A 23697-nucleotide genomic window follows, 5' to 3' on the forward strand; every position below is an offset into this window, starting at 1 on the left:
ACATGGGCGCTCCCGCATCGGGGTTCTTCCGTTCGCTCAGAACTTACAACTATCGCGTGTGGGCGTCGGGCGCGCTCGTCTCGAACGTCGGCACGTGGATGCAGCGCACGGCGCAAGACTGGCTCGTGCTCACCGGGCTCACGCATCACAGCGCGGCGGCCGTGGGCATCGTGATGGGCTTGCAGTTCGGCCCGCAAATGCTGTTCATGCCCTGGTCGGGCTTCGCCGCCGACCACTTCGACCAGCGCAAGCTGCTCATGGTCACGCAGGCGCTGCTCGGCACGCTTGCCATTGCACTGGGCGTGCTCACGGCGTCAGGGCTCGTGCAGCTTTGGCACGTGTACGTGTTCGCGTTCCTGTTCGGCTGCACGACGGCATTCGATTCGCCGGTGCGGCAAACCTTCGTCTCGGAGCTGGTGGGCGACGCCGACCTTTCCAATGCCGTCGCGCTCAATTCCACCTCGTTCAACGCCGCGCGCATGATCGGCCCGGCCGTGGCGGGGCTTGTGATCGCATCGGTGGGCGTGGGCTGGGCCTTCCTGCTCAATGGGCTTTCGTTCGTCGCCGTGCTGATCTCGCTGACGCGTCTGCGCGTGGACGAGCTGCGTTCGGCGAAGCTCAAGCGACCAGCGAAGGGCGGTATTGCCGCGGGATTCCGCTACGTGTGGGCGCGCCCCGACCTGCGGGCCATCCTCGTCATGCTGTTCCTGATCGGCACCTTCGGGCTGAACTTTCCGATCTTCATCTCGACGATGGCCGTGAACGTCTTTCACGCCGATGCGGGACGCTACGGACTCCTTTCTTCCATGATGGCCGTGGGCACCATGAGCGGCGCCTTCTTCGGCGCAGGGCGCAGCCATCCGCGTTTCATCTCGCTGCTGTTCGCGTCTACGGCGTTCGGGGCGGGGTGCCTGCTGGCGTCCGTTGCGCCGGGCTACTGGTGGTTCGGCGGCGCGCTCGTGATGATCGGCATCGCGGCGCTCACGTTCACCACCGAAACCAACAGCCTCATGCAGCTTTCCACTGAGCCTGGCATGCGTGGCCGCGTGTTGGCGATCCGCCTCGCCGTGGCACTGGGCGGCACGCCCATCGGCGCGCCGATCGTGGGGTGGGTCGCCGACCACTGGGGGCCGCGCTGGGCCTTGCTGGTAGGCGCGGCGTCCGGCTTCGCGGCGGCGATCGTCGCGGCCCGCACGCTCGCGCGGCGGGCGCACGAGAAGTCATAGGGCGCCGAAGCTCGCCAACGCGCTCGCCGATGCCGCGCTCGACGACGTGGCATAACACGGTGGTACGGGCAAAAAGAAAACACCCGTGCGGGACGTCTGTTCGTGTCGCCTATGATCTCGTTCGACAGTACCGCCATAGCTTCATGATTGCCACATAGGCGAGCACGGCCACGAACAGTTCGATAGTCATCCACACCCCGATATACAAATCCTCGGGATCGCGGACACCAAGCCAATCCGAAGCCCGCCACCAGGCATCCGCTTCGCCTTCGGTCCACGTATGGTATGGCCGGACATAACGAAATGAAAGTAGAGACAGCCCGACAAACAGTGCGATCTTGAATAGCCTATGGACAAGTGTTGCCATATGTGATGACCTGGATTGTTCCGTATGCACCAAGCCCCGAATTGCCAGCCGGGATTGTCCTGGTGGTCAATAGTGCCGTTCGGATTCTCAGGAAATCAACACGGCTCGGCAACGTAATGCAGCCGAGAGAAATGCCCCGGCCACCTGCTGGATGCAACCGGAACTGTCCACGCTTGACGCCATTAACCCACGTCTCGTCGTCAATCATCCCGTCATCCCGATACAGTGCGAACCACTCACTATGATCGGATGGATTTCCATCATAGGCATTCCACGCATCTTTTATCCACGCTAATGCCTTGGAGCCTGCACCGCCACCAGGGCGAGTAACGATCCAGTATTTACCAGCGGGAATCGGCCCTTTGCCAACTACCGCTGTGCATCCACCCCGATTGCGATATATCTGATCACCCGAGTACGCATCGAATGTACCCAAGCCATCAATGGTAAGGGGCGACAGGTGTTTATTATTCACCAGAAATTTACCGGTATAAGTCATCGTAATTCCAACCTAACCACGTTCATTCCACGAATCGGTGTATTTGATATTGCCGTCAAGGTAATGCCACGTGATCCGGTCATACATCATGGAGACGGCCTCAACATGATTGAGCGCGGAAGCCTCCGACAATCTGGTATTCGTCATTCCGGGATTAACGCCGCAGACCTTTACGCCTTCGAGTAGCATGACGAAATAAATCTCTTCCTTGCCCGCATCGTTAATGCGATACCACTTGATTTCAGCCGATTGAAGCGTTTGTCCCTTTGCCACAGCTTTGTAAAGATAGGGCGTCGCTGCGTCGAATTCCTTTTCGAATGCAACCGGCGAGTGCGCACGCGCGCCGGTGACCTTGCCGTTAGCAGCATCAACTGGAAGATTTACCCCGTGTCCAAAGCTTATGATTTCAATGCTTCCTTCGCGATCCTGAACGGTTGACGAGCCTTTGATGTTTGCACCGCCATCGTCTTTAAGCCACATATGTGCAGGAATTGGCATATCGAAAACATTCCTTTGAAAAGGTACAATTGGAATTACATCTTATGCGCGATTCAATTTGAGTTCGTAATTGTTAGACGATGAAATTTTGATGAGAAACCTTGTATTTTACAAAAATTGACAAAAAAGGAGATCCAGCGCAAAAAAACGCCCCTATGCAGTAAAGCCGTTCAGTTCAGCCTGGACGGTATTTTTTGTTTGCACCGTAAGAGGTGGTTGTAAACAGCGCGCCAAGCTGCTAACTTGGCGGCGCGATGCTCTCCAGCCGCTCGAGGGCAGCGACGCGCTGAAGGGTGCGACGCTGTGGAGCCGCGATGTGACGCTGGGTCAGGGCCCGACACTGAAGGTATCTGAACCGATCGACAGCGCGGCAACCTGGGTGGGCGTGGCGGAAGCGCTCGCCTTACTCCGCCTCGATACGATCCGCATCCCGCGTATCTCTGCGCGCCGGTGCACGCATTGCCGATTCTCCGCGCGACGCATCGACATCGCGAACGGCACGACTACCCGCAAGGCACACCGCGAGCGTCGCGAACACCAGCACGCCGAGCGCGAGTCGCAGGCCCACTAGCCCCGCGCCAAAGCCGATGACCGGCGGCCCCACGAGAAAGCCTGCATACCCAGCGGTAGCCGCCATCGAAACGCCCGTAACGGGCGGGTCGGTCGTGCGCCCGGCCGCACTGAAGATCACCGGCACCACATTGGCGAGCCCAATACCGACGCAGATAAAGCCCACCACCGCCGTGGCGAGCGCCGGCGCGGCGAGCACAGCGGCGAGGCCCGCAGCCGAAAGCAGCCCACCCAGCGCGACCACTCGCACCGCGCCCAGGCGCCGCACGAACGCGTCGCCCACCACGCGGCACGCCGCCATGGCGAACGCGAACGCCGTATAGCCAACACCCGCACTATCGGCATGACCAGGCAACGCGGTTCGCAGGTACACGGCGCTCCAGTCAGCAATGGCGCCTTCGGTCATCATGCAGAGGAATGCGAGCGCGGCGAGCTTCACGACGCCCGCCTGCGGCAACGTCAACCCGCCTGCCGATGCAGCCTCAGGGCGCGTGCCCACATCGCGCAACGAGAACATTGCTGCACCGGCGATTAGCGCGGCGATGGGAATGGCGGGCAGCGCGAGACCGCTTAGCACACCGAATCCTGCTGTCTGCAGCACGGTGCCAACGGCTGCGCCCGCCAGACCGCCCGCGCTCCATGCCGCGTGGAACGACGACATGATCGGCGCGTGCCACACTTTTTCGATCGCGCTGGCATGGCCGTTCATGGAGACGTCGAGTGCACCGTTGAGCGCACCGAGCAGCAGCAACGCGGCACACAGCAGCGGCGCGTTCGGCGCGAGCGCAGGCAAAGGAAACGCGGCGGCGAACAACACGCCGAGCAAGGCGGTCGCGCGGCCACTGCCCAACTTCGGCGCGAGACGTCCCGCAAGTGGCATGGCGACGATGGCGCCCAGCGCGAAGGCAAAGAGCGCGACGCCGAGCAGAGAGTCGCCCAACAGCAGCTTGTCTTTCACGCGCGGCACCTCGACGGCCCACGCGCCAATGCCGAAGCCGTTCGCCAGAAAGACCGCCGTGGTGGCGTAGCGTTCGCGCAGGGGTCTCATCGCGCCACCGTCACGTCGCCGCATGCGGCTTTCAAATGCTTCAGATGGAGTTTCGGTACGTCGGCATCGACGACCAGATAGTCGAGCGAAGCGCACGGCGCAATGACGAAGGGCGCGGACGTCATGAGCTTCTCGGTGGTGACCGCGGCGGCGATCTGGCCGCTTGCCGCGACCATCGCGCGCTTCATTTCGGCATCCTCTGCATCGAAGGCGGCGATGCCTTCGGAAGGATCGAGTGCGCATGCGCCGAGAAAGCAGAGATCAGCCTTGATCTGCTGAATCTGCACGAGCGCCGTCGCGCCCAGCGCGCCCGCGGCCTGCGCGCTCACGCGGCCGCCGATCAGAATGACTTCGATGCCCGGACGCTCGAGCAGGCGCACACAGGCCTGCGGCGAAGTGGTGACCACCGTGAGGCCGGCGTTTTCGGGCAGCGCCGCTGCGATCTCGACGTTCGTGGAACCCGCGTCGAGCAGAATCACCTGGTTGGGCTTGACGAGCGCAGCGGCGGCGCGCGCAAGGCGTGCCTTGGCGGGCAGTTGCTCGCGCATGCGCACGGAGGCGGGCTTGTTGGCGGGCGACGTGAGCAGCGCTCCGCCATACACGCGCTTGCAGTGGCCCGCCTCGGCCAGGTCGCGCAAATGGCGCCGGATAGTGTGCTCCGAGGTGTTGAGCTGCGCGGCGAGTTCGGCGGCCAGCACGCGGCCCTCGGCGCGCAGTTTTTCGAAGATCAGGCGCTCGCGCTCGTCGGGGAGCAGGCCTTCACTGGCTTCCTGGCGTGTTCGTTGCATGGGTTCGGCTCCCGCTTGCTCATTGGCTCGCCCGTCGAATCGAGCAAAAACGAGCATAAAGTATCGTAAACGGGCGGCGTATGCAACAGGCGGTGCAGGGTTCGGGCAGCCGCTTCAAGGCAGGGAATAGCGCGAATACGTCTCGATCGGCACGAGCGCCTGCGCGGGCGGCGTGCCGCCTGTCGCCGCGCGGCGCATCTGGGGCGATATGGACTTCGTGCCCTGGCGCTTTCTTTTATTCTTCGTCCGCGCTGTAGACGCTTAGGCCTTCTATCGGATCCATCGGCGCTTCCCACGGCCTGGCTTCGATTGCGCGCATGGCGGCTTCGTAGCCAGCCCGACGGCGCGCGGCAATGCCCGACGGCGTGAAGTCGATGTCCTTCAACTGGTCGTCGCCGTCGAGCCGCGGCGCCGCGAGCTTGATGAGCCGCATGGTGGTCTCGCAGCCCCAGGACGCCAGCTCCCGCACATCGAGTGTGTCGCGTTCGGCCTCGGGCACGCGCTTCGCCAGTTCGCGGATCACGTGGCGCAAGCGGTGGATCTGCTGCTGGCGCGCGATATGGCTTTCCGTGCGGCTCGCGTACTGAATGTCCTTTTGCCGTTCCGCGATCTGCCAGATGCTTTGCGGCTCCGGTCCCGCTGGATTCCACACCTGCACGGAGAAGATCACCGAACTGTGGCGCGGCTTGTCGTCCAGCACGACCTCGACCGGCGTGTTCGAATAGATGCCGCCGTCCCAGTACGGCTCGCCGTCGATGCGCACCGCCGGGAACGCGGGTGGCAGCGCGCCCGAGCTCATGATGTGTTCGACGTTCAGGCGCTGGTCGCGCGAATCGAAATAACGCATCGCGCCGGTGCGTGCGTTCACCGCGCCTACGGTGAGGCGCGGGCGTCCGGCGTTCAGCAATTCGAAGTCGACCAGGGAAACGAGCGTCTCGCGCAGCGGGGCGATCCTGTAGTAAGACGCGCGATCCACGCCAAGGTGCGCGAGTGGGCCGAACCACGATGCCGGGTTGGGCTGAAAGAACCCGGCAATGCCGCCGCCGATGATCATCAGTTTCGCAAACGTCTTGTCCCAGCCGGGGGCGAAGCCGGGCCACGCGGCCGGCACGTCGAGGCGGGTTCGGTCGGTGACGCGGTGCCAGAATTCGTCCAGACGCTCGAAGCGGCGCTCGGGTGCGTTTCCGGCGATCAACGCGGCGTTGATCGCGCCGATGGAGGTGCCGATCACCCAGTCCACATGGATGCCGGCTTCGTGCATCGCCTCATAAACGCCCAGTTGATAGGCGCCCAACGCGCCGCCACCCTGCAACACGAGTACGACTTGCCCTGGCAATGCCAGGCTTGCCGGCTGCTTCGCTGTCATCGATCGCCTCGCTTTTTTGCTCGACCGGCGCACGCTTTCGTGACCCGCATTCTTCATACGCGACGCCGTTTTCTCCGCACCATTGTAGTGGCGTTCGGAAAAGACGAGCGTTGCGTGGCAACGGCCAGACCAGCCGCTGCCCCTCAACCTGCGGAAGCGATTTGCCCTTCGAACGTCACGCAGTTGCGGCCGCCGCGCTTGGCGGTGTACAGCGCGGAATCGGCGAGTCCGTACGCCGTGTCGAAATCGGTGCCCGCCGGGTTGTCGCTTACGCCGAAACTGGCGGTAATGGGGCGGCACACCGGCGCGGGGAACGCGTGATTCGCAATGGCCGCGCGCATGCGCTCGGCGAGTTGCAAGGCATCGGCAATATCGAAGCCCGGCAAGACGACCGTGAACTCTTCGCCGCCCACGCGTCCGATGATGCCGGTTTCGCCGAGAATGCGCCGCAGGCAGTTCACGATGCCCGAGATCACGCTGTCGCCGGCCGGGTGCCCGAAGTCGTCGTTGACCTTCTTGAAGTCGTCGATGTCGAGCAGGATCATCACCGCCCGATTCGCGCGAAGCGCCTTCACCGTGCGTTCGATCACGGCGCTGCGATTGAGCACGCCGGTCAACGCGTCGTGCGTCGCACGATATTGCAGTTGTTGCGTGAGCGCCTGCATTTCGCGCTCGGCGCGATCGCTGCGCCCGATCAGGCGGCGGGTTTCTCGCATCAGGCGCTCGTAATGCTGGATCAGCTCGAAGAGCGCCTCGCGATGGCTGTGCGCGTGCGACTCCGGAGCCTCGGCAATCGCCCGGGCCCGCTCCAGCGCCTCGCTCTCGCTGCGGAACAGGTCGAGGTAGTGATCCTTCAATGTGTCCCGCAAAGCAGTCGTTTCCACGCGCGTCGCCCTCTCTTCAGGTTGCAACCGGGCAATCGTTGAACCTGATTGCCGTGAAGTCGGTTTGCAGTTCCTCGCCGAATTCGAGGATCGTTTCGTCTTCTTCGTCGCGATACCAGTTCACCTGCACCTGGTTGCCCGCCGCCGCGGCGCGGTCCAGGGCGTCGAACACGCTGAACAGCATTTTCGTGCTCGAGCTGTTGAAATAGGTGAGCGTGACCTCGACTGTGATCGCGGCATTTTCGCAATCCTTGAGCCAGAGATTGAGCCGCTCGATGACCGGCGCATAGAACGCGGCGGCATTTTCCGGGTACGACTCGCCTCGCAGTGACAGCACGTTTTCGTCGAAGCGGAGGTCGATTTCCGGCGACGTTGCCGTGGCGGCGATAAAAAGGTTTTCCATTTTGTACGCGTGCCCTGGTCAGATGATGGTCTTGAGGCAAAATAATGTAATGCCCGCGTCGTCTTCGCGTGGATGAAATGCGAATTCGAGCGGTGCACTGGCGTCGCGCGCCATCGTCAGAAAACCCAGTCCCGCACCTTTGCTGTCAGCAGGCGTGTCGGCGCGCAGCGACATCTTGTAGGCCTGCTTGATTTCTTCGATCGACATGTTGCGCAGCGGCTCCAGCTTTTCGCGCAAGTCGTTCACGCTCGCCGTGGCGATGGGATTCACGCATACCATGAGGTGGCGCTCGCCTTCGGCGGAAATGCACATCGCGCCTTCGCGTATGGCGCCGCCCTGGCCTTGATCTTCTGAGAGCGCGTCGCACGAGTAGTGCACGATATTCTGCGAAAGCTCGATGAACGAAGAGAAGATCTTTCTGCGTGTAGACGTGCTCAGTCCCGCCACTTCCAGTTGCAGCTTCACGACCTCGCTCATCGCCGCGACGATGCTGTGCGAGAAATAACCTTTGTGATAGAAGAGCAAATTGCGCTTCTGTGCGATTTCGAAGAAGCAGCAGTTTTGATCCAGAATTCCAGACATATTGGTGAACTACCTCAAACTCGTGCGAAGAAAAGCGTGACGTCGTCGCGGCGCGCCTGTGAGCCTTGCCATTCGGCGAAGGTTTCGAGCAGGCGTGCGCAGATGACAGAAGAAGCGTTCCCGCGCTCGGCGAGAATCCGCTCGAGCGTGCGGCGTTTGCCGAAGGCGATCTTGCGCGGACCGCCGATCTGATCGGTCAGGCCATCGGTGGAAATGAACAGCAGGCTGCCGTGCGGCAGGGCGACGGCGTGCTGGGTCCACGTGTAATCGGCGAGGCTGTCGACATAGCCCACGCCCATGCGGTCGCCGGCAATGCTTTCGAACTGTTGTGCGTCCGCGCGCAAGACATGCAGCGCGACCCGCGCGCCCGCAAAGTGCAGCACCTGGCTCGCGGCGTCGAACCAGAAGAACGCGGCGTCCAGACCGTCGTTGGACTGCGGGGCGTCGCCTGCGCCGTTGATCTGCCCGAGCAGTCCTTTTACGTTGCGATTGACGGCTGCGAGCAGCGCGCAGGGGTTGCGCGGGCCGATCTGTTCGAGCGCCTGCGAGAGCGACGCCGAGGCGAGCAAGGTCATGAACGCGCCGGGCACGCCGTGCCCCGTGCAATCGGCCACCGCGCCGAACCAGCCGTCGGCGAATGCCGCGAAATGGTAGAAGTCGCCGCCCACCACGTCGCGCGGTTCCCATACGAGCGCGGCATCGGGCAGCATGGTCGCAAGCGTTTCGCGCGAGGCGCGCAGCATGGCTTGCTGGATCACGCTCGCATACTCGATGCTCTGCATGATCTGGCGATTCTTTTCCGCCTGCATTTCCGCCACGATGGAAAGCAGGCGCAAGCCGTTGCCCACGCCCGCGAAGCGGCCTTCGCGCGTCACGATGAAACCGTCGACGAGCGCCTTTTCACCGACTTCAACCGTTTTGAACGTGAGCGCTTCGATGCTCATGGCCGCATCGACGATCAATGGCTCCTTGTCCATGAACGCGATGCAGCTCTTCTTGTCGTATAGCTCGCGATGAAACGGCTTGCTCATCTGCGACAGGAAGATATCGCGGTTGATGAGGCCGATGGGGCGACCGTTTTCTATCACCGCGAGACTGGCCATGTCGCGCCTCGAATAGAAGATCTCCATGACAAGAGCGTTCGAATCCGAAGCGTCGATGGCCGGCACTTCCAGAGCCAGTTCTCCGGCGCTGCGCGGGCCTGCGGGAAGACCCGGACGACGGAACTGCGCGAGCGCGGGGTGCATGACGATCCATTCCGATGAATATGGAGATTCAGCACGCTAATGGCTATTTATGTCATTTTCGTTACATGGCCGCGGGTAAGCGCTCAAGTTTGCTTGTTTAATACACCACAGTGATCGTCGAGCGTCACGCTAACGTTTGCGCATTTTTTTCGCTTCCCCTGCGCAGGGTTTCGGTGCATCACACTTCAATATAGATCCGTCCACCTTCGACCCTGGCCGGATACGTTGGGGTGTCTCCAGACTGGTATTGAAGGTTGTGTGCGCAACGGGTCAGGCTTCGGCGCGGCCCGGAACCGGACGCGCCACGTGATACGAGGGGGCGCGTGCTTGCCGCACGAGCGCGGGAATGATTTCCGCATAAGCGGCAAGGCTGCTGCGATAGGGCGGCGGCATATCCATTTTCACGACTTCGTGCAGGCTCGGCAGCGCATGAAAAGGAATCGTCGGAAACATGTGGTGCTCGACGTGATAATTCATGTTCCAGTAGAGGTTTGACGAAATTTCGTCAGCGAGCGTTCGGCGTAGTCAGGCTGCTGCGCGCTCGCTGCGTGCTTGCGCGGCGCGGGCCGTATCCGCGCCGCCGGCGACGATCACCGGCACGCGCCGAGCGAGTGCGCACATCAGCTCGTAGCCGATGGTGCCCGACGCCTCGGCCACTTCGTCCACGTGTACCAGGTCGCCCCACAATTCGACCCCCGAACCGATGCCTGCCTGCGGGCACGGCGTGAGATCGACCGTAAGCATGTCCATCGAGACGCGGCCAACCACACGCGTGCGCACGCCATCCACGACGATCGGCGTGCCGGTGGGCGCGTGGCGCGGATAGCCGTCCGCGTAGCCGCACGCCACCACGCCGATGCGCATGGGCCGCTCGACCTCGAAGGTGCGGCCATAGCCGATGGTTTCCTGCGATGCGAGCGTCTGCACGCCGATGATGCGGCTCGTGAGCGTCATGGCAGAACGCAGGCCGAAGCCCTCCACGTGCCGCGCCGCGCCCGTGGGCGACGCGCCATAGAGGATCGTGCCGGGGCGCACCCAGTCGCGATGCGCGCGCGGATGCCAGAGCACGCCCGCCGAATTCGACACCGACTGCTCGCCGGGAATGTCCTGCACCGCCGCGTCGAAGGTGTCGAGTTGCCAGTCGGCCTGGCCGTCGTCGGCGTTCGCGAAGTGCGTCATGAGTCCAATCGCGCCGATCGCCGGAATGCCGCGTGCGCGCTCCCACGCGGCGCGATACGCATGGGGGCGGAAACCCAGGCGGTTCATGCCCGAGTTCATCTTCAGCTGGATGTCGATGGGTTGCTGCGGCTTCGCAGCCGCGAGCAGATCGAGTTGCTCGTGGCAATGCACTGCCACGGTGAGCCGGTGCGCCACGGCCAGTTCGACGTCGGCAGGTTCGAACACGCCTTCGAGCAGCAGCAGCGGTTTGGTCCAGCCCAGTTCGCGCACGCGCACGGCTTCATCGAGGTCGAGCAGGGCGATGCCGTCGGCGCCCGCGAGCGCGGGATAGATGCGCTCGATGCCGTGACCGTACGCGTTGGCCTTGATCACGGCGAAGGCGCGCGAGCCGGCGGCAATCTGCTTCGCCAGCTGCAGGTTGTGACGGACGGCGTCGGGTTGAATGCGGGCGGCGATGGGGCGCGGCATAGGCGTTCCTGTGGGTTGGATGGCGATAATCTAGTGATTTGTGCAATCGTATTGATTTTCGTCCAGTTATTTTTAATATATTTATCGACGAATTTGGTCGAAACGACTGTCATCAGCCCCGCGGGACAATGGGGCAGTCCGCGTTCATTGTGCTTCGCCCGTCGGCTGCTGCTCGCGGGCGCGCGATTCGAGCAACTGGATCAGCAGGCGCGCGGGGTCGCTCAGCGTGCCCGGGGTGCGATGCACGAGGCCGACGTCGCGGTGGAACGTGTGCTGCCCGAGATCGATTGCGCGCACTTTGGCGGGCCAGCGCCGCCACGCCGAGGTTTGCGGCACCAGCGCGACGCCCACGCCGTTTGCCACGAGCCCGACGATGGCCTCCAGTTCGTCGAGTTCGCTCAGGTCCTGCACGGTATGGTGCATGCGGCGCAGGAAGCGGTCTACCTGGCGTTCGCCGAACGATGCCCGATCGTAGCGGATGAAGGGTTGCGTCGCCAGCAGTTCGGCCCAGTCGCGGCCTTTCACATGGCGCGGCACGATGAGCCGGAACGGCTCGCGCGCGAGCGTGGTCCAGTGCAAATCGCTTTGCAATGCGAAGGGTGGCCGGATGATGGCCGCCATGTCGATTTCGCCCGCATCCACGAGATTGTGAAGGTCCATCGAAACGCCGGGGATCACACGCGTGCGGCAGCCGGCACAACGGCGGTGGAATTCGGCGAGCGCCTCGGGCACCAGTGCGCGCTGTACGGAAGCGATCGCGCCGAGCGTGACGCGTCCGGTCGCCGCGGGTCCGGCCGCGCTCGAACTCAGGTTTTCATAAAGCCGGATGACTTCCTGCGCCTGCGCGAGGATCTGCTGACCCATCGCGTTCAGGCGCGCGGCGCGCCCCTCGCGGTCGAACAGCGTGAAGCCCAGCTTCGCTTCGAGGCGCTGCATTTGCGCGCTGACGGTGGCCTGGGTCAGGCCGATCTTCTGTCCCGCCGCGGCGAACGTGCCTTCTCTCGCCACGGCAACGAGGGTTCTGAGTTCGCGGATCATTCATCAGAAATATTTGTGTATCGGAAAATTATATATTGATTTTATTTTTGCTTCGGTCTCTCTACCATGGCGGGATCGCTTTCGAAGACAGTGGAGACACGCATGTCGCTTTCCCCCTTTCACCTCGCCATTCCCGTTTATGACCTCGCAGCCGCGCGCGACTTCTACGGCCGCGTCTTCGGCCTCGCGGAAGGGCGTTCCAGTGCACAGTGGGTCGACTTCGACTTCTTCGGCCATCAGCTCGTGATTCACGAGCACCCGAAAACGGCTTCGCAGGACCACGCGCACACCAACCCCGTGGACGGCCACGACGTGCCGGTGCCGCATTTCGGCGTCGTGCTGAGCTGGGGCGACTGGGAGGCGCTGGCCGAGCGCCTCAGGACCTTTGGCGTGAAGTTCGTGATCGAACCGTACGTGCGCTTCAAGGGGCAGGTGGGCGAGCAAGCCACGATGTTCTTCCTCGACCCGTGCGGCAACGCGCTCGAATTCAAGGCGTTCAAGGACATCGGCCAGCTGTTCGCCAAATAAGCGCGATTGGCCCCCTCGCGCGCGCTGTGCGGCGCGGATATTCAGTTGCGGTTGTCGCTAGTCGGCGGGCGGCTTGTCGGCGCCTCAGTGGTGCAGACTCAGTGGTGCAGATAAAGCACGGCGCGCGAATGCGAGTGCGCGCTCATACCCGATTGCGACATGCCGCCCGGCACGCCGCCCACCCCCCACAGCGTGGCGTCATCGGCACCGCTGCGCGTCGCGACGCGTGCTTCGGCGGCGTGCACGTCAGCGGGAAGCTGTCTGTGCGCCGCGGAGCCGCCGGTCAAATCGGGCTGGGCGTAGGCGTTGCCGGTTTGTGCGAAGGCAGCGGCTGGCAAGATTAGCGCCGCAACGAGCGCGGTTGAATAGATTCCGGTTTTCATGATCCGACCTCCATCGTGTTCGCCGCGATGCCGCCGGCGAGGAGCCTGGCGGCTCGCAAAACGAGCATAGGAGCAGATTCTTAACTGTGGATTAACGCAAACGCACAGGCGCGTTTTAAGCGATTTTTAAGTCTCGCTCGACATAGTAGAAAACGCCTCCCGACGCAATCCGCGCGTGGAGACTTGAACAATGGAGGATGAGATGCGTTTTCGCACTGCTATGGCGGCGGCCGCACTGGTGTGCGCACCGGCCCTCGCACTGGCCGCCCAGCCGCTTTTCGTCAACGTCGACGGTCACCTCGTTCCGGCTCAGGGCGAGACCCATGTGGTCCACACCTCGGCTGGCCCGGCCAAGATCAGCACGTGGAGCTGGCACAGCCCGAACGGCGCCAGCAGCATTCAGGTTCAGAGCAGCAGCGGCGGACCGCCGCCCGCGTGGGCGCTGCAGCAGATGCGCGCAATGACCACGCAAATGTGGGCCATGCAGGCGCAGATGCAGCAGCTCCAGCAGGCGGCATTCAACGGCGCGTCCGCGATGCCTGTGCCGATGCCTGTGCTGTTCGCGGTGCCCGCGTGGGCAATGCCTGGGCCTGTGATCGTCGTTTATCCGGAGCATGCGCCGGCGCCTGCATCGGGACAACCGCCAGCGGTCGTGCTGCCGCACACGCCGGCAGTGAAAGCGTAAGCGCGCAACCCTGTGAGGGCAGAGCCGCCAGTTGACTCTGGCGGCTAGCATAAATAATCAGGAAAGCTGATTATTACAAGCGTAAAGGCCGGTAGCGTGTAAATACCAGGGTCTGCTTACATTCATGACGGGCCCTATGGCTGCTGCCAGTGGAAACGATCTCCGCGCAGCGGCGCGCCGTTATCGTCGAGTCTCTTATCGCCGCCTGGGAGCATGTCGAAATACGACTTGTCGTCTTTCTGAGTCCCCGTATGCAACGCGGCGCGCGAAATGCCCAGCGGGACAGACGAGGGCGAGGCGGGAGGCCAATGCAGCGTGGCAGGCGCCGTGCTCTGGGGAGAGGGCAGATCCGTGTTTTCGTTCACCGCGGCGAGGCCCATGGCCCATGCGGCCGGGACCGAGGCCAGAACGATCAGCAAGGGGAACGTAGCGTGTCTCATACGCGGTCACCACGTGGATGCACTGACTGGGCCTGTATTTTATGTCGCGGCTTAGCGTATTTCCAGACGCCGGCATCACGCAAAGCAGCAAGCCGGGCTCGCCGCCCGCGCCACGCTGTGTCGCTGTCCAATCCAGCCGATTTCCGGTGTTTCTTGCGCCGAATAGACGTTATCCGCGCGCCAGGAGTCCTTTTCGAGCAGTAATTCGATGGGGATCGACCCTTTCGATCCGTTTGATACGGTGGGCGTATATCGGGTGGCCGGGATACGCCCGTTTGCCTTCGAGCTTACGAAATCGGCTGCGAGTTCGGCGTAGGGTTGCCGAGGTCGTCGGTGGGCACGTATTGCTGGTCGAATGCCGCCACATACAAGGCCCATTCGGGGTCGCCCAGATCCACAAGCAGCGCGCCGTCCTGCCAGATGTCGTTGTGGTCGTTCGCGTCGTTGCCCGCCTTGTGGATGAACTCGCCCTTCGAGCCCTGGTTCATGTGGACGTCGTGTATGCCGTCGCCTTCGCTGTAGAAGCGGCCGAACACGTACACGTCGAGCGACGATTGTTGTGCACGCAACAGCAGGCGCTGCAGCGAGGCGACGGGCTCCACCTGGTCGGAGCCGTCCATCACGTCGCTGTTGCGCCACGCGCCCGTATTGGCGAGGAAGTCGCTGCGCTGGAAGTCGATGGCCGGCAGCGCTTCGGTGCCCGTGAGATCGGTCGAGCCTTCGGCCGCGCCCTCGAGCGTAGTGATGACGTTGTGATTGAAATCGAACACGAGCTTGTACTTGAGCAGGTCGTCCGCGTCCGTGGTGCCGACGTTCACAGCGATGTCCCAGCGCGCGCCATTGACCGTCACACCGAAGTGCAGATGGTACTGGACTTCGTGTGGCCGCCGAGTGGCTTTCAACTGCGGCGCGGAAACGATCTTCGCCTTGACGTAGCCGTAAGGAAGGGCCATCGCGCACTCCTCCAGGTTCAGGTGGGTTCGCCATTGTGCCGCGCGAACGTGAACTTGCGCTTACAGCGTGCGCGTGGGGGCGCGCCTTCGCTTTACGGTTGTTCGACTGCGGCTGTCGGCGCGCTTTCATGGCGGCGCCGACTACCTCGCGCGGCGCCTAGCCCAGCGCCACGACCGCGATTTCCACGAGCAATTGCGGCGATGCCAGCTGCGACTGCACCGTCGCCCGCGTGGGAGCGCAACCTTCGGGCACCCACGCGTCCCACACTTCGTTCATACCCGCGAAATCGCGTGCGATATTCGCGAGCCACACTTGGGCGGAGACGAGCCGCGTCTTGTCGATGCCGGCCTTGGCGAGAAAGCCGTCGATCTTCGCGAGCACGGCGGCGGTCTGGATCTTCACGTCGGGGGACGGATCGGCTGACGTTTGGCCACCCACGAATACGAGTCCCGCGGCTTTCACGACGCGGCTCATGCGCTGATTGGTTTCGATGCGAACGATATCGTTCATGTGTCTGCAAGCTCCTTCGCCGCCATGGCGATATGAGGTGAGGGAATCGATGGCGTCAATGCGCGGCCACGCCGGTGAGCGGCGCTTCTACCGCGGCGCGCCCGAAGCGGTCGATCGCGAACGCATCGAGCGAAAGCGAAGGTGCGCCGTCGAGCACGAGTTCGGAAACGAGTTGCCCGCACGCGGGCCCGAGCTGAAAGCCGCTGCCGCAATAGCCGAACGAGTAGTAGAGATTCGCGGCGCGCCGGCTTGCCGAGATGATGGGCAGCGAGTCGGCCGTGAACGCTTCCACGCCGGCCCATGCGCGGTTCACGCCCAGATGGCGCAGATGCGGAAACAGATCGACAACGGTCTGCGCGCTTTTCACGAGCCGCATGAAATCGACTTCGCCGTGCCGCCCCGGCAGATCCGCGATGCCGATCAGCTTGCCGCCGATTACCACGGTGCCGTTGTCGAACTGCTTGAACGAAAGCGGCCGGCCTGTTGCGCCGAGCGTCGCGCGGCAGAAGGGCGCCACGCGATGGGTGACCATCAGCATGAGCCCTTCGGGGTGCACGGGAACCGGCTCGCCGGCTTCGCGCGCCAGCTCGCCCGACCACGCGCCCGCCGTGACGAGCAGCTTGCGCGCGGCAAAGGTGCCGCGCGGCGTTCGCGCGATCCAGCGCTCGCCGCGCGGTTCGATGTGCGTGACCGCCGTGCCTTCGTAAAAGCGCGCGCCGTGCTTTTGCGCGGCGAGGCGAAACGCCGTGGTGGTGCGAAAGGGCAGTGCATAGCCGTCGCGCTCCACCCAGATGCCGCCCGTCACGTGCTGCGCGAGCGCCGGCTCGAGTTCGAGCACTGTCTCGCGGTCGATCAGCTTTTCGTGCGTGAAGCCGTGCGATTCGAGCAGGGCGACGCGCTCGCGGCACTCCTCCAGTTCGGCCTCGGTTTCGGCGATCTTCAGTTGTCCGGAGGGAACGAAGCCGCCGTCGTCGCCGATGGTGTCGGGCAGCGCGTGCCAGATTTCGCGCGACATGAGCGCAAGCGGAATCTCGGGGAGCGGCCGGCCGAGCGTGCGTACGCCGCCGGCGTTCACGCCCGACGAATGGCGGCCCACGTAGTCGGCTTCGACCACGATCACGCTCGCGCCGCGCCGCGCCATGTGAAAGGCGCTGCTGGAACCGTGCAGGCCGCCGCCGATCACGAGCACGTCCGCTTCCTGCACGGCGCTTGCTGAGGGAGTTCGGGCATCATTCACCGGCGAGTTCTCCGAGCGTGAGCGGCTTGATGGGCGGCCGGATGCGGTAGTAGCCCACCTCGGCGGGCGGAACCTTGCGCGCATCGGCGATCACTTCGGTCACGGTGAGTCCGCACATGCGGCCCTGGCACGGCCCCATGCCGCAGCGGCCGAACGACTTCGCCTGATTCGGGCCGAGGCAGCCGAGGCCCACGAAGCCGCGCAGCTCGCCTGCGGTCACTTCTTCGCAGCGGCAGACGATGGTGCTGTCGGCGGGAATGCGGTTCGCATCGCGCGGGCGGTAGAGGCTGTCGAGGAATGGACGGATGCGCATCACGCGTTCGAGTTCTGCGCGATGGGGAGCGGCCTCGCGATCGCGCGTGGTTGCATCGATCGAGCCTAGCTGGGCGGCAGCCGCGAGCGCCGCGAGCACGCCCTGTTGCGCCGCAGCCTGCGCGCCGCCGACGCCCGCGCCGTCGCCGGCCACGAAGATGCCGGGGACGTCGAGCTCGCCCCATGCGTCCGTTTGCGGTCTGAAGCAAAGCTGCCCGTTGTCCCAGCGATGCGCGGCGCGCAGCGCCTGCGTGAACTGCGTGTTGGGCACCACGCCCTGGTGCAGCAGGATCACATCGGCCTCGATACGGTGTGCGCGCCCTTGCGACGTGAACGTGAGCGCGGCGGCGCGCTGCACGGCGTCGCTGCCCTGGCGGCCTTCCACGGCCAGTTCGTCGGCGGCTTCGAAAATGGGCACCTTTGCCTCGCGCAGCGTGCGGATCAAATGCAGGCCTTTGCTCAGGAACGGCCACGAGCGCAGCGCGGCCAGCAGGTGGCGTTTCGCGCGCCAGCGGTCTTCGTGGCGCGTGGTGTCGACGAGCGCGCGAATCGGCACACCGGCTCGCACGTATTGCCAGCCAAGCAGGTAGAGCAGCGGCCCGCAGCCCGCGAGCACGGGCGGCGAGGCGGGCACTTCGCCCGCGCTCTTGAGCAGGATTTGCGCGGCGCCCGCCGTGAGCACGCCGGGCAGGGTCCAGCCCGGAATGGGAAACGGCCGCTCCAGTGCACCGCTCGCGAGTATCACGCGCTTCGCCTGGAAACTGCCTACCTTGCCGTCCTTGAGGTAATGAACGGCATGTTCGCGCGTGACCTGCCATACGCTGGCATGGGCGAGGTGGCGCGCGCCGGAACGCGCAAACGCCTGGGCGATGGCGTCGCCCGCCGCGTAGTCGGGGCCGAGTATCTCCTTGCGGCGCGCGTCGGCGCGGCCTATCGCGCGATAGATCTGGCCGCCCACGGCGTCCTGCTCATCGATCAGGACGACTGAGAGTCCGGCGCGCGCCGAACGGGTGGCCGCGCTCATCCCGGCGGGACCCGCGCCGACCACGACGACATCGACGGATTGCGCATTGAAATCGGGTTGGGTATCGCCTTGATAATCACCGGGCATGAGCGTTCTCCTCGAGCGTGTCGGCATTCGTGCCGGGTTCGGGCGGCAGGTCGCGCGCGCCTTCCTGCGAGCGGATGTGCATGCCCGCGCGCACGGGCACCATGCAGCTCTGGCGGCTCGGCACGCCGTCGATCTCCACAAGGCATTCGAAACACGCGCCCATCATGCAGAACGGCGCGCGCGGCGCGCCCGAAACGGGCGTCGCGCGAAAGCGCGATACGCCCGCCGCGAGCAGCGCAGCGGCAACGGAGCGCTCGGCGGGCACGGACAACGAATGGCCGTTGAACCAGATATCGACGCGCGTTTCGCCGTCGGTGAGCGTCTTGAACAGCGGCGCGGGCGCCTGGGTAGATTGGGCTGTCATGGCGGGATTAGTGAGCGAGGATCGGTTCGGCAGCCGCGTCGGTTGCGAAGCGGCGCGCGGAGAATGTAGGCAGTTCGGCGGGCATCGGGCCGCCCGTGATCCACGGCGCGATACGCAGCGCATGCGCCGCGGCGAGCGTCACGCCGCTATGGCAGGTGACGACGAAGGCACCCGGATGCGTCTCGGACTGGTCGTAGATCGGAAAGCCATCGGGGCTATACACGCGCAGCGCGGCCCACATGCGCACGAGCCGCACATGGGCGAGCATCGGAAACGCGCGCACGCCGCGCGCTGCGATCTGGCGCAGGATCGGCGTGGTGGTGAAGTCGTCGAAGCCGGCTTCCTCCATCGAATCGCCGAATTGCACCGTGCCTTCGTCGGTCTGCCGCACGTTGATGGTCGGATAGCGCAGAAACGGCTCGACGCGCTCGCTCACGAGCACCTGGCCGCGATTGGGCGCAACCGGGGCGTTCAGGCCCACGTGCGGCGCGAGCGCGCGATTTCCGAGGCCGGCCGCGAGCACGACGCGCGCACCGCGATACACGCCGCGCCGGCCCTGCACGCTGAACCCGGCCGGGCCGGCGACGATACGCTCGGCACGCTCGCCCGAGACGAGCCGCACGCCGCGCCGTTGCATCGCAACATGCAGCGCGCGCAGCAGCTTGAGCGGGTTGACGTGGCCATCCATCGGCGTATAGCTCGCGCCTGCGACTGCGGGTCCGATGCCGGGCAGCCGCTCGCGCAGCTCCGAATGATTTAGCAGTTCGAACGGATAATCGCCGATCTCGGCCTGCAAGGTAGAGAGCCGTTTATGGCGCTCGGCGAGTTCTTCGTCCGAGAAGCAGATATGAAAGCCGCCAGGCTGGCGCAGCGCAACGTCCACGCGCGCATCGTCGGCGAGGCTTTGCGCGAGCAGCGGCCAGCGCTGCGCCGAACTGCGCGACCAGCGTGCGTATGGCGAAAGGCCGTAGCCCTTGCCCTGAATCCAGACCAGGCCGAAGTTGCCGCGCGAGGCGCGAAAGCCGCCGTCGTCCTCGTCGAGCACGGTCACGCGCGCGCCTTCGCGGGCGAGCCCGTAGGCCACGGCGGAGCCGACGAGGCCGCCGCCGATCACGAGCACGTCGGGGCTCGCGGGGGTGTTCTGTGTCATCGGGCTTCTCCGATCAGGATGCGGTCCAGCCCGACCATGCGGTCGAGCAGCAGCATCAGCAGGATCGTGCCGACGATCAGCACCGCCGACACCGAGGTGACGAGCGGATCGATCGTCTGCGCGATCTGGTTATACATGGCGACGGGCAGCGTGGTGGTGCCGGGGGTCGCGACGAAAATGGTCATGGTGAGCTCGTCGAAGCTCTGGATGAACGAGAGCACCCAGCCGCCCGCCACGCCCGTGCGGATCATCGGCAGCACCACGCGGCGAAATGCCGTGAATCGGCTCGCACCACACGAAAGCGCCGCGCGTTCGGCGTCGCGGTCGAGGCCGACCGCCGAGGCAAGCGCGAGACGCAGCGCATACGGCAGCACGATCACCACGTGCGCGGCGACGAGCGCCCAGAACGAGCCGTTCAGGTTGAGCAGCGAGAGAAAGCGCAGGAACGCGATGCCGAGCACCACGGCGGGAATCATCATCGGCGAGAGGAAGAAGCTCACCAGCGCGCCGCGGCCGGCAAAGCGGTAGCGCGCGATGGCGAGCGCGGCCGGCACCGCGAGCGCCACGCCGATGGTGGCCGCGGCGAACGCGAGGCGCACGGAGAGCCAGAACGCCGAGACGATGTCGCCGTTCTGCAGGATCGCGCGAAACCAGCGCAGCGAGGCGCCGTCGAACGGCATCGAGATATAGCCCTTGTCGGTGAAAGCCACGAGCAGCACCACGACGATGGGCGCGAGCATGAAGGCGAGAAAGAGCGCGTTGAACGCGAGCCCGAGGAATCCGTTGCGTTTCATGGCGGGGTCCCTTCAGTCGAAGATGTGCTTGAAACGGCGTTCGGCGAGACGGCTGCAGCCCATCACGATCGCCACATTGGCGACCAGCAGCAGCACGGCAATGCTCGCGCCCAGCGGCCAGTTCAAGGTGCCGAGGAACTCGTCGTAGGCGGCCGTGGCGACGACTTTCAGACGTCGTCCGCCGATCAGCGCGGGCGTGGCGAACGCGGAGGCCGAAAGCGCGAACACGATGATCGAGCCCGAGAGCACGCCCGGCATGATCTGCGGCAGGATCACGCGGCGGAACACGCGCAGCGGCGAGGCGCCGAGCGAGCGCCCGGCCCATTCCACCTGTGGATCGAGCTTTTGCAGCGTTGCCCAGACCGACATCACCATGAATGGCACGAGCACGTGCGTCAGGGCGATGATGGTGCCCGTCATGGTGAACACGAGGCGAATGGGCTCGTCGGTGATGTGCAGTGCCTGGAGGGCGTGGTTGAGCACGCCGTTGTTGCCCAGCAGGATTTGCCAGCCGAGCGTGCGCACCACCACCGAGATCAGCAGCGGGCCGAGCACGATCAACAGGCAAACGGATTGCCAGGGCCTGCGCATGCGTGCGAGCACCAGCGTTTCGGGCACGCCCAGCACGATGGAGAGCAGCGTGACGGCGAACGCGAGTCCCGCCGTGCGAAGGAAAATTTCGCCGTAGTAGGGATCGCTCAGAACTTCCAGGTAATTGGTGATAGTCCAGCCGCGCTGCACGCCTGCAATGTCGCTGAACACATGAAACGACAGCACGAAGGTGAGAATGAGCGGCACCAGCAGCAGCGCGAGAAAGAGCAGCAGCGCGGGCGCGGAGAGCAGCCATGGCGCGGCGCCCGCGCGCGAGTCGTCAAGCGTTGCCATGAGCGCCCTCCCGCGTGAGCACACGCAGATCGTCGTCGGTCCAGGCGAGTCCCACTACGTGGCCTTCCTCGGGCGGTGGCGCGCCGCGGTTGGGCTGCGCGACGTGCAGCTTGCCGAGCGAGGTTTCCACGGCGAGCAGCCATTGATTGCCCACGAACACGCGAGTCGTCACGCGCCCCGTGAGGCGCGCGTCGCCGTTGGCCAGATGCACTTTTTCAGGGCGGATGTACACGTTCACGGCGCCCGCCACTTCGCGGCCTTCATGGGGCACATGCAGCGTCGTCCCGCCTACCTCGACCTCGGCGCAGCGCGGATTGCGGCGCAGCACTTCGCCCGCGAGCGTGTTGGTGCGGCCAAGGAAGGTGGAAGCGAACGGTGTGGCCGGGCGCTCGTAAGCGTCGAACGGCGTGCTCAGCTGCGCGATGGTGCCGCGGTGCATGACGGCGATGCGGTCGCTCATCGTCATCGCTTCCACCTGGTCGTGCGTGACGAGCAGGGTCGTGATGCCGAGGCGCTTCTGGATGGCGCGCAGTTCGATATGCATCTCTTCGCGCAGCTTGGCGTCGAGATTGGACATCGGCTCGTCGAGCAGCAGGAGTTCCGGCTGCATGGCCAGCGCGCGGGCGATCGCCACGCGCTGTCGCTGGCCGCCCGAAAGCTCCTTCGGGTAGCGTGCGTCGAGCCCGCGCAAACGCACGAGTTCCAGCGCCTCCCCAACGCGCTCGGCGCGTTGCGCGCGCTTCATCTTCTGCATCTCCAGACCGAAGCCCACGTTGCCGGCCACGGTCATGTGCGGAAAGAGCGCATAGCTTTGAAACACCACGCCGATGCCGCGTTTCTCGGGCCGCTCGTGGGTGATGTCGCGGCCATCGAGCGTGATGCGGCCCGTGGTCGGCGTGACGAAGCCCGCGATCATCTGCAGTGTGGTCGTCTTGCCGCAGCCCGAAGGACCGAGCAGCGAAAGGAATTCGCCGCGCGCAACCGTGAGGTCGAGCTGCTCGATCGCCGTGAAGTCGCCGTAGCGCTTCGAGATGCCTTGCAGGGTGAGGAAGCTCATGAGCGTCGGTCCTCGCTGTGCGTTGGGTGCGGGGCAAGGCGCGCTGACATCAGCGCTCGACCGAACGGTTCCAGCGCTCGGTCCACTCGGTGCGATGCTCGTTGATGGTGCTCCAGTCCATCGCCGTGAGCTTCGCGATCTGGTCGGGACCGTAAGGCACGCGCGCGGCCACTTCCGGCGTGAGCCTGACGGTCTTGTTGACGGGACCCAGGCCGATGTCCGCCGCCTGCTGGGCCTGCACTTCGGGGCTCAACAGGTACTGGATGAACTGCTGCGAAAGCTGGGGCTGCGCGTTCTGCGCGACGGAGCACGCGGCCACCTGCAGTGCCACGCCGCCTTCCTTCGGGTAGATGAACTTGAGCGGGAAGCCGGTGTTTTGCAGCGCCACCGCGCGGCCGCTGCCGTAAGGCGCGATGATCACGTCGCCGGATTGCATGAGACCGTCCATTTCGCCGGGCGTGGGCGCCCACGAAAGCACGTTGGGCGCGACCTGCTTCGTCATGGCCTTGAAGCCTGGGTCGATGTCCTTCTCGCCGCCGCCGTTCAGGCGCGCGAGCATCACGAGCGTATGCAGGCCGTAGGTGTTGGTGATGGGAGGCACGCCGAGCTTGCCCTTCACGCGCGCGTCTTCGAGCGACTTCCACGAATCTGGCGCGGGCAGGCCGAGCTTTTTGAACGCCTGTTCGTTATAGCCGATGCCGGTCGCGACCATGCCCACGCCCACGGCGGTCGGGCCGATGTGCGCGAGCGGATAGAGGTCCTTCATGACCGGAGCGTCGTCGAGCTTGCCGCACAGGCCGAGCTGCATCGCCTGATACATCGGACCGTCGTCCATCACGGCGACATTGATCTGCTCGTGGCCCTTTTGTGCCTGGAGCTTGGCGAGCGTGTCGCTCGAATTGCCCGCCACGTAGACGATCTTGACATCATGCGCCTTTTCGAATGCCGGGATGATCTTCTGGCGATAGAGCTGTTCGTTGGAGCCACCGACATTGGCGACGTACAGCGTGGTTTCGGCCTGGGCGAGCGAGGCCGCGGCGAGCGTGCCGGCGACGGCGAGTGCGACGAATGCGGTTTTGGGGGAGAAGGTTGGACGACGGCGCATCGCGGCTTTCATGACGACG

27 protein-coding genes and 1 pseudogene are annotated in these 23697 nt (G+C 64.6%); 3 read left to right on the forward strand and 25 right to left on the reverse strand.

Annotated elements, in window-relative coordinates; translation table 11 throughout:
* Positions 1-2 precede the first annotated feature (2 nt).
* A complete protein-coding gene (locus C7411_RS00660; RefSeq protein WP_110382657.1) occupies positions 3-1226 on the forward strand; it encodes an MFS transporter in 1224 nt (407 codons plus the stop codon).
* A gap of 109 nt (positions 1227-1335) precedes the next feature.
* Here C7411_RS00660 and C7411_RS37945 read toward each other — a convergent pair whose 3' ends face one another.
* The 13 genes and pseudogenes from C7411_RS37945 to C7411_RS00730 form a co-directional block, all read right to left on the reverse strand.
* The gene (locus C7411_RS37945) at positions 1336-1593 is read right to left on the reverse strand and encodes a hypothetical protein (RefSeq protein WP_110382658.1); all 258 of its coding nucleotides are present in this window, start codon (positions 1591-1593) and stop codon (positions 1336-1338) included.
* Positions 1574-2092, reverse strand: a complete 519-nt coding sequence (locus C7411_RS00670; protein ID WP_110382659.1) for a DUF2778 domain-containing protein — start codon at positions 2090-2092, stop codon at positions 1574-1576. The genes C7411_RS37945 and C7411_RS00670 overlap by 20 nt, the downstream gene beginning before the upstream one ends.
* A 12-nt stretch (positions 2093-2104) precedes the next feature.
* Positions 2105-2590: an Hcp family type VI secretion system effector gene (locus C7411_RS00675; protein ID WP_110382660.1), complete on the reverse strand. Its 486-nt coding sequence runs from the start codon at positions 2588-2590 to the stop codon at positions 2105-2107.
* 403 nt (positions 2591-2993) lie between these two features.
* Positions 2994-4208, reverse strand: a complete 1215-nt coding sequence (locus C7411_RS00685) for an MFS transporter (RefSeq protein ID WP_243412994.1) — start codon at positions 4206-4208, stop codon at positions 2994-2996.
* The gene (locus C7411_RS00690) at positions 4205-4996 is read right to left on the reverse strand and encodes a DeoR/GlpR family DNA-binding transcription regulator (protein WP_110382661.1); all 792 of its coding nucleotides are present in this window, start codon (positions 4994-4996) and stop codon (positions 4205-4207) included. Before C7411_RS00690 ends, C7411_RS00685 begins: the two co-directional genes overlap by 4 nt.
* A 235-nt stretch (positions 4997-5231) precedes the next feature.
* Positions 5232-6362, reverse strand: coding sequence for a patatin-like phospholipase family protein (locus C7411_RS00695; RefSeq protein WP_110382943.1), 1131 nt, complete (start codon positions 6360-6362; stop codon positions 5232-5234).
* A 143-nt stretch (positions 6363-6505) separates the two neighbouring features.
* Positions 6506-7246 (reverse strand): GGDEF domain-containing protein, encoded by a 741-nt coding sequence (locus C7411_RS00700; protein WP_110382662.1) that lies wholly within the window; start codon positions 7244-7246, stop codon positions 6506-6508.
* A gap of 16 nt (positions 7247-7262) precedes the next feature.
* Positions 7263-7649: a DUF1987 domain-containing protein gene (locus C7411_RS00705; RefSeq protein WP_110382663.1), complete on the reverse strand. Its 387-nt coding sequence runs from the start codon at positions 7647-7649 to the stop codon at positions 7263-7265.
* 18 nt (positions 7650-7667) lie between these two features.
* Positions 7668-8231, reverse strand: coding sequence for a SiaB family protein kinase (locus C7411_RS00710; protein ID WP_110382664.1), 564 nt, complete (start codon positions 8229-8231; stop codon positions 7668-7670).
* Positions 8232-8245: 14 nt separating this feature from the next.
* A complete protein-coding gene (locus C7411_RS00715; RefSeq protein WP_110382944.1) occupies positions 8246-9361 on the reverse strand; it encodes a SpoIIE family protein phosphatase in 1116 nt (371 codons plus the stop codon).
* 387 nt (positions 9362-9748) lie between these two features.
* Positions 9749-9970: pseudogene (locus C7411_RS00720) on the reverse strand (fatty acid desaturase); the annotation flags it as partial.
* Between the two features lie 33 nt (positions 9971-10003).
* On the reverse strand, positions 10004-11125 hold the full coding sequence (gene alr, locus C7411_RS00725) for an alanine racemase (RefSeq protein WP_110382665.1): 1122 nt from the start codon (positions 11123-11125) through the stop codon (positions 10004-10006).
* 144 nt (positions 11126-11269) lie between these two features.
* The gene (locus C7411_RS00730; protein WP_110382666.1) at positions 11270-12163 is read right to left on the reverse strand and encodes a LysR family transcriptional regulator; all 894 of its coding nucleotides are present in this window, start codon (positions 12161-12163) and stop codon (positions 11270-11272) included.
* 102 nt (positions 12164-12265) lie between these two features.
* Between C7411_RS00730 and C7411_RS00735 the strand changes: the two genes are divergently transcribed.
* On the forward strand, positions 12266-12691 hold the full coding sequence (locus tag C7411_RS00735; RefSeq protein ID WP_110382667.1) for a VOC family protein: 426 nt from the start codon (positions 12266-12268) through the stop codon (positions 12689-12691).
* Between the two features lie 98 nt (positions 12692-12789).
* Here C7411_RS00735 and C7411_RS00740 read toward each other — a convergent pair whose 3' ends face one another.
* Positions 12790-13074, reverse strand: coding sequence for a hypothetical protein (locus tag C7411_RS00740; RefSeq protein WP_110382668.1), 285 nt, complete (start codon positions 13072-13074; stop codon positions 12790-12792).
* Between the two features lie 202 nt (positions 13075-13276).
* Between C7411_RS00740 and C7411_RS00745 the strand changes: the two genes are divergently transcribed.
* Positions 13277-13759: a hypothetical protein gene (locus C7411_RS00745; RefSeq protein WP_110382669.1), complete on the forward strand. Its 483-nt coding sequence runs from the start codon at positions 13277-13279 to the stop codon at positions 13757-13759.
* Positions 13760-13893: 134 nt separating this feature from the next.
* Here C7411_RS00745 and C7411_RS00750 read toward each other — a convergent pair whose 3' ends face one another.
* From C7411_RS00750 to C7411_RS00800, 11 genes are all read right to left on the reverse strand, one after another.
* The gene (locus C7411_RS00750) at positions 13894-14178 is read right to left on the reverse strand and encodes a hypothetical protein (protein ID WP_110382670.1); all 285 of its coding nucleotides are present in this window, start codon (positions 14176-14178) and stop codon (positions 13894-13896) included.
* A gap of 308 nt (positions 14179-14486) precedes the next feature.
* Complete coding sequence (locus C7411_RS00755; RefSeq protein ID WP_110382671.1) at positions 14487-15152, reverse strand: DUF2278 family protein; 666 nt, start codon at positions 15150-15152, stop codon at positions 14487-14489.
* A gap of 157 nt (positions 15153-15309) precedes the next feature.
* Positions 15310-15663, reverse strand: a complete 354-nt coding sequence (locus tag C7411_RS00760) for a RidA family protein (RefSeq protein WP_110382672.1) — start codon at positions 15661-15663, stop codon at positions 15310-15312.
* Positions 15664-15718: 55 nt separating this feature from the next.
* Positions 15719-16900, reverse strand: a complete 1182-nt coding sequence (locus C7411_RS00765) for an NAD(P)/FAD-dependent oxidoreductase (protein ID WP_110382673.1) — start codon at positions 16898-16900, stop codon at positions 15719-15721.
* Positions 16893-18323 carry an NAD(P)/FAD-dependent oxidoreductase gene (locus tag C7411_RS00770; protein ID WP_110382674.1) on the reverse strand — a complete coding sequence of 477 codons (1431 nt, stop codon included), beginning with the start codon at positions 18321-18323 and terminating at the stop codon, positions 16893-16895. The genes C7411_RS00765 and C7411_RS00770 overlap by 8 nt, the downstream gene beginning before the upstream one ends.
* Complete coding sequence (locus tag C7411_RS00775) at positions 18313-18687, reverse strand: (2Fe-2S)-binding protein (RefSeq protein ID WP_110382675.1); 375 nt, start codon at positions 18685-18687, stop codon at positions 18313-18315. The genes C7411_RS00770 and C7411_RS00775 overlap by 11 nt, the downstream gene beginning before the upstream one ends.
* Before the next feature lie 7 nt (positions 18688-18694).
* Positions 18695-19837, reverse strand: coding sequence for an NAD(P)/FAD-dependent oxidoreductase (locus C7411_RS00780; protein WP_110382676.1), 1143 nt, complete (start codon positions 19835-19837; stop codon positions 18695-18697).
* Positions 19834-20631, reverse strand: coding sequence for an ABC transporter permease (locus C7411_RS00785; RefSeq protein ID WP_042259666.1), 798 nt, complete (start codon positions 20629-20631; stop codon positions 19834-19836). Before C7411_RS00785 ends, C7411_RS00780 begins: the two co-directional genes overlap by 4 nt.
* A gap of 12 nt (positions 20632-20643) precedes the next feature.
* The gene (locus C7411_RS00790) at positions 20644-21516 is read right to left on the reverse strand and encodes an ABC transporter permease (RefSeq protein WP_110382677.1); all 873 of its coding nucleotides are present in this window, start codon (positions 21514-21516) and stop codon (positions 20644-20646) included.
* The gene (locus tag C7411_RS00795) at positions 21503-22573 is read right to left on the reverse strand and encodes an ABC transporter ATP-binding protein (RefSeq protein WP_110382678.1); all 1071 of its coding nucleotides are present in this window, start codon (positions 22571-22573) and stop codon (positions 21503-21505) included. The genes C7411_RS00790 and C7411_RS00795 overlap by 14 nt, the downstream gene beginning before the upstream one ends.
* 49 nt (positions 22574-22622) lie before the next feature.
* Positions 22623-23690, reverse strand: a complete 1068-nt coding sequence (locus tag C7411_RS00800; protein WP_110382679.1) for an ABC transporter substrate-binding protein — start codon at positions 23688-23690, stop codon at positions 22623-22625.
* Between the last annotated feature and the right edge of the window lie 7 nt (positions 23691-23697).

Source organism: Paraburkholderia silvatlantica (assembly GCF_003096715.1).
GTDB lineage: Bacteria > Pseudomonadota > Gammaproteobacteria > Burkholderiales > Burkholderiaceae > Paraburkholderia > Paraburkholderia silvatlantica.